Below are 5938 nucleotides of genomic sequence, written 5' to 3'. Positions count from 1 at the left end.
GAATCGAATCAAATGACACTCCACTTGGAATCTGAAATTCACATTGAAAATCCTTTAACTCTTTTTCAATTTGAGCTTGATGTCCTTGAGAATATCCATTGCGAATGACTAAGTTCCAATATAGTTTTGCAAAGGATTCCGCTAGTTGCTGGAAATTCATTTCTTGCTCTTCATTCGTTTTATAAAGATTCTCTAAAATTCCTCGCAATAAGGCAAACTTATAAGAAGTTGTTTTCACTGATTGAGATGAAAGAGTTTTCATGATGACTGACCACAACTGATCTTCGGAAACGTAATGATAACTAGCAGTTCCTTCGTTTAGTTTCCATCCTTCGGTCATTATCATCATCTCTCTTCATCCTAGTTTCGTTACATTTGCACAATCTACTAATTGCACTAATGGTAACATATCACATAAACTAGATGCTCTTTTCTCGAAAGATGGGATAATTATTATAGTACTCTCTGTGCCCACATGAAGTGTTTTTGTGTCCATGGTCCCCAGATAGAGAAAGTTTGTACACTCTTTGCCGTGTTAAGATTACTAATCCATTGCCCGTTACCCATATAGATCCCAACATGTGAAATAGTTTTGCCGTTGCTCGCAAAGAACATTAAATCTCCTTTTTTCATATTGTTAAATGAAATTGAAGTTCCAGTATGCGACTGCTCACGGCTTGTTCTAGGTAATTTCACGCCAAATTTAGCATAAATATGTTTGGTCCAGCTACTACAATCTGCCTTGTATGGTGCAAGGCTATAATCTGCCCCGTACACATATTTCGTTTGCGTTTTAAGAACCTTTGCATAGTCAATAAGATCTGATGCTTTGTTCGGAGTTCTAACAACAATAGATTGTCCGATATATAATTGATTAGGATATTTGATTTGCGGGTTTAAAGATCGTAAATCTTGATAGCCCATCCTGTATTTATTGGCAATTCCGTATAATGTATCACCTTTATGTACTGGATATGTTGCTCCTGCGACTCCTGAAAAAGAAAGCGCGAAAATAAATGATAGAACCAAAATTTTTGTAAGCTTTTTAATGGTAGTTCATCTCCTCGGGTTTAATTGATTAGTATATTTTTCATTCACTTGGTGCTGAATCCAAATTTCTTTTTGGCAAGGACTTCTATGTAAAATATGTATGTAAGCGTTTTCGATTTGAGGTTCTTTTCATATAAGATAACTGTTATGCATTCTCAAACAATTCTAAATCATATGATTGGCTTAACATTTGTCGAGTATAGCATGCATATTGAGCATGTAATGTTGGTAATTATTACCGAGAGCTTTTCCATCTTAAATTTTTCTAAATCCCAATTATTACTAGTCAATCAACTTCAATTTAACGTGCGAAATATTGCCTAGAAATCGAATTATCATTAATTTATTTAGTAAAAATGCATGCAAAAAAACCAGTATCAATTAGAGATACTGGTTCTAAATTTGTCGTAACTTCCAAGCTTATTATTCTGCTAATAATCGAAAAATCACCATGCGAAATACCTGGTTATTCAGGTCTCCTTCTTCATCAATTCTACTCACCTCAACGAATTCACAAGACTCCAATAGTTTGATAGATTTTTCATTGTGCTCTTCGGTATAAGCTTCCATTACTTTTAATCCCATCAGCTTAAAGCCATATTCGATAACACTGACTAGTGACTCTTTCATTAACCCCTTACCTTGATAATCGGGGATAATCCCATAGCCTAATTCTCCACTTGACTCTTTCTTGTTAATATTCCAAATACAAATAGTTCCAATCACTTTGCATGATTGTTTATGTTCAATTGCCCAGATAATCCATTTATTCTCATCAATACCTTGGTTCATTTTATTGATATAAGATTTTGTTTCTTCGGCATTTTCATCTACCTTCGTATCTAAAAATTCATACATCCTAGGATCTCTTCGCATCTCAAACATATCATTCGTATCGCCACGAGTTATTCTTCTTAGTAGCAAATGCTTAGTTTCAATAATAGGGAATGGGGTGAAATTCATAAGTTAACCTCTTTCTTGTATGCACAATATTGAGACAAAAGTAACACTATAGTATGCTAATACTATAATAGAATTAAAGCGAGAATTTAATATAGAAGGTATTCTTTACATCACAAAAACAGGAGTGGATGATGTGCAGTATAAAGGTCGAATTTATGCACTAGCAATTGTCATTTTGTTTAATATCCTTCGCTATTATTATGAAAAATATTTCGATGTACCTACTGATTTTAATTATTTGATTTTAGGACCCATCTTTTTACTCATCCCATGGTGGGCCGGAAGACAATATGATTTGGCAAAATTTTATTCTGAGATTGACCCATTGACCAATACTTACAATCGACGAATAGTTAAAGAACATTTTCAAAGGCTAGAAAATAAAGTTAAGAAGGAAAATGGTCAAATTGGTATTGTGATGATTGATATTAACAACTTCAAGGGATATAACGATACCTATGGGCATGACATTGGAGATCAATTATTAATTGAATTTGCCTCACTTCTAAAACAACATGCTTCAAAGCATGATTTGGTAGCACGTTGGGGTGGAGATGAATTCCTACTGATAGTTCCTAACATTACAGAACATTTTAAATCTACCTATATAGCAGGACTTCACGACGAATTCAAGAAAGTTCAATTTTCTGAATTCACAACCATTAAAGCTTCTGTTGGCATTGCCACTTATCCAAATGACGGTGAAACACTTGAAACGTTAATCAATATGGCAGACACTGAGATGTATAATTCTAAACGAACTATGAAAAATAATTTATTAGAAAACGCACTTACATATTAAATATCAGTAAGCCCTCCGTAAAGGAGTTAGCTTACTGATATTTTTTTCAAACAATAGGTAATCATTTAATAACAAATCGAGTCTCACTGTAGCCTTCTTTTGACTTCCTTACTTCTAAAATCGCTGGAATGGCTGTTTTTAATTCTTGAACGTGAGAAATGACACCAATCATACGGCCTGATTTTTGAAGATCAATTAGTGTGTCAATGGATTTATTCAAGGATTCTTCATCCAACGAACCAAAGCCTTCATCAATAAACATGGTATCGATGGAAACATTGCCTTGGAAACTTTGAATGACATCAGCCATTCCTAGAGCCAGGCACAACGAAGCGTTAAATTTCTCTCCACCAGAAAGCGTTTTGACATCACGTGTTTGACCGGTATAAGCATCGTAGACGTCAAGTCCTAGTCCACTTTGTTTCCCTCTTGATTCTTGGCGTTCACTTCGAATTAAATGGAACTGGCCATTCGATAAGTTCTTTAATCGTGCATTTGCCGATACAATTATTTGCTCGAGATATTCAATCTGCAAGTAGCGCTCAAATGAAATCTTCAAGCTATTCTGCCCTCTAATCACATCATACAGATCGGTGATTTGATTGAACTGTTGTTCTTTCAAAATGGCTTTTTTACTAGAGACCATTATGTTAGTGACTAAATTACTAGCAGCTTTTTTGTAGTCATTTGATTGATTGACTTCCTGTAAAGCCTTCTCATATATAAGCTTTAAAGTAGCCAATTCGTTGTGCAAATCGTTTAAATCGACTTTCGTTTTGTTTGCAAGGCTTACTGCTAAGTCAGCTACTTGTTCAATCAGTGTATGTCGTGCTTGCTTGAACTCCATAATTTGCTCTTTTAATGAATCTTTCTCTGAATCTCTTAACTTCGCTTGTTGGTACATTTCTTCAGTCTCAAAAGACGAGGACTGGAGTGCAGTATTAAAAGCGACCTCCGCTTTATCTTGTTTAGCCTTTGTTTCTTGAAAAGCATGCTCAGTGTGCGCGATGGTCAAAACCGAAGAAGAATGTTGTTCTCTAGCTTCTTGTCGTTGCTGTTGCACAGCTTTCCAAGTATTTTCAAGATTGATTTTATGTTCAGTTGTCTCGCGGATTTGTTGTTGTAATTGCGATAAAACACGTACTTCGTTAGGAATTGATTGTAGCTTGTCTTCATAAATAGCTTTGCTTTTTTCATAAGTAGATTGTGCTTCTAGGTAAGTTTTCTCTATCTCAACTTTTTTAATATCGAGCTCTTGCACCATTAGAGATTGTTCTTGATGTTGTTGTTTTATATTACGAAGCGCTTCTTTATCTTTTCGCATTTGACTAACTTCAGCATCTAATTTCAATCGAGACCCGTCCAATGTTCTATAAACCTCATCGACCTGCTCTTCACTAACACCGAATCTAGATACTTCTTCACTTTTACTAGAGAGTTGCTCCATCACAGCGTTTTGTTTGGCTAATGCATTTCGATAATCATTGTCCACTCGATCTAAAGTCGATTTTGCTTGTTCTAACTGTTCTTTCGAAGGAGCAACTGTCTGATCTTGCTCGTTCTTATTTGGATGCTCCACACTGCCACATACAGGACAAGCTTCTCCGTCATGTAAATGAGCGGCCAATACGCGTGCTTGATTCGCAAACCACTCATTTTCAAGTGTCATGTATTCTGTTTTTATCACATTATATTGTTGTTCTTTTTCATGTGTCTCAACTTCAAGTACGTGCATCGACTGTTGAATTGTAAGAAACTCTTTCAACACACGGTATTGTTCGTTTATCTCGCTTAATTGTTGCAACTTCTCATCAAACGGAATCAGCTGATATTCGAGCCTTTCCATTTCCAGCTTTAACACAGTAACACTTTCATTTTTAGCGATTACTTGTTGCTTAATTGCTTGGAGGTTTGCGGTTAATTTAGATAGTCCACTTTCTAATACTTTCAGCTCAGACTCTTTCAAAGTCATGTCCTTCACAATTGGCAAGAAATCATTCAAACGAACGAGTGACGCGCTAAGTTTTTCACGAATCTCCTGCTTGTTCTCTTCTTCACTATATTGAAGATTAACCTGCTCTAACTTTACCTTTGCTTTTGCCTCTGAAGAAATAGCACCATTCCAAAGCTGCTGCTTCTCAAGTACTTCTTTTTGAAGCTCTCTAAATTGTCTTTCGATTTCTTCGATTACGCTTGCACGATCTGCTTTTTCGAGTTGCTTCTCTTTGCCTTCAAATAAAGGCAACTGCTCCGTCAAAGTAGCCAGTTTCAATTCCTTTGCTTCCCATTCATCAAATTGTTCATTTAAGCTCTTGGCTTGATGAAATTCAGCTGACTTGCTTGTGTGTTTCTGGTAAGCCTCTTCGTATTTAGAGTGATCTTGACGGATTTTCTCTTCATAAAAAGAAGCTTCTTCTTCCAATCCCGAAATAACTTGGTGAATATTGTAGTGATCTTGAGCAAGCACCTCAAATATGGTGGATTCTCGTTGTGGAAACGATGCAGCGATATGTTGAATGTAACTATTAGTCGTGCGTTGTTCAATTTTTAGTTCTTCTTCAGCGAGTACTTTCTTTTTCTTAAGACGCTCACTAATCATTTTATAAGGTTCGGTTTTAAAGATTTTTCGTAATATATCTTCTTTATTTTCTGTCTCAGAAGTTAGTAGTTTTCGAAATTCACCTTGTGGAAGCATGACAATTTGGATGAATTGATTTTGCGTTAGGCCAATAATCTCTTCGACTTTCACATTAATTTCTGAGACGATTTGTCGTTCAACACACGGAACTTCACGGTCAATTAGTTTTTCATAAAACTCATACTTTTCACCTGTCGCTCCTTTATTGCCTTTTTTCACATGCCCCATTTGACGCAAGATTCGATACGTACGATGATGAATTTCGAATTCTAGTTCGACAGCTGTATGGACATGATCCTCTGCAAAGTCACTGCGCATAATTCGTGATTCACTACGATCCGAACCACTTGCTGATCCGTATAAGGCAAAGCAGATTCCATCAAAAATGGTTGTTTTCCCCGCCCCGGTACTACCTGATATAACAAATAACTGATTTCCCTGTAGCTCGTTAAAATCAATTACTTCTGTATGTTTATAAGGACCAA

Annotated in this window: 4 protein-coding genes and 1 pseudogene; 1 reads left to right on the top strand and 4 read right to left on the bottom strand. The window is 36.0% G+C overall.

Annotated features, from left to right (window positions below; translation table 11 throughout):
* The 3 genes and pseudogenes from WBG45_RS00055 to WBG45_RS00045 form a co-directional block, all read right to left on the bottom strand.
* Positions 1-349 (bottom strand): annotated as a pseudogene (locus WBG45_RS00055) (HNH endonuclease); the annotation flags it as partial.
* A 104-nt stretch (positions 350-453) separates the two neighbouring features.
* A complete protein-coding gene (locus tag WBG45_RS00050) occupies positions 454-1029 on the bottom strand; it encodes a C40 family peptidase (RefSeq protein ID WP_424411769.1) in 576 nt (191 codons plus the stop codon).
* A 444-nt stretch (positions 1030-1473) separates the two neighbouring features.
* Positions 1474-2013, bottom strand: coding sequence for a GNAT family N-acetyltransferase (locus WBG45_RS00045; RefSeq protein ID WP_424411768.1), 540 nt, complete (start codon positions 2011-2013; stop codon positions 1474-1476).
* A gap of 133 nt (positions 2014-2146) precedes the next feature.
* Between WBG45_RS00045 and WBG45_RS00040 the strand changes: the two genes are divergently transcribed.
* The gene (locus WBG45_RS00040; RefSeq protein WP_424411767.1) at positions 2147-2815 is read left to right on the top strand and encodes a GGDEF domain-containing protein; all 669 of its coding nucleotides are present in this window, start codon (positions 2147-2149) and stop codon (positions 2813-2815) included.
* A 61-nt stretch (positions 2816-2876) separates the two neighbouring features.
* On the opposite strand, the gene WBG45_RS00035 is transcribed toward WBG45_RS00040, so the two are convergent.
* Positions 2877-5938, bottom strand: a 3062-nt coding sequence (locus WBG45_RS00035) for an AAA family ATPase (RefSeq protein WP_424411766.1), incomplete at its 5' end; no start/stop codon positions are given.

The sequence above is a fragment of the Paenisporosarcina sp. genome (assembly GCF_049671445.1).
In the GTDB taxonomy this organism is placed as follows: Bacteria; Bacillota; Bacilli; order Bacillales_A; family Planococcaceae; genus Paenisporosarcina.
Note: the sequence above shows the minus strand (reverse complement) of the source record. Positions and strands in the feature narration are given on the sequence as shown.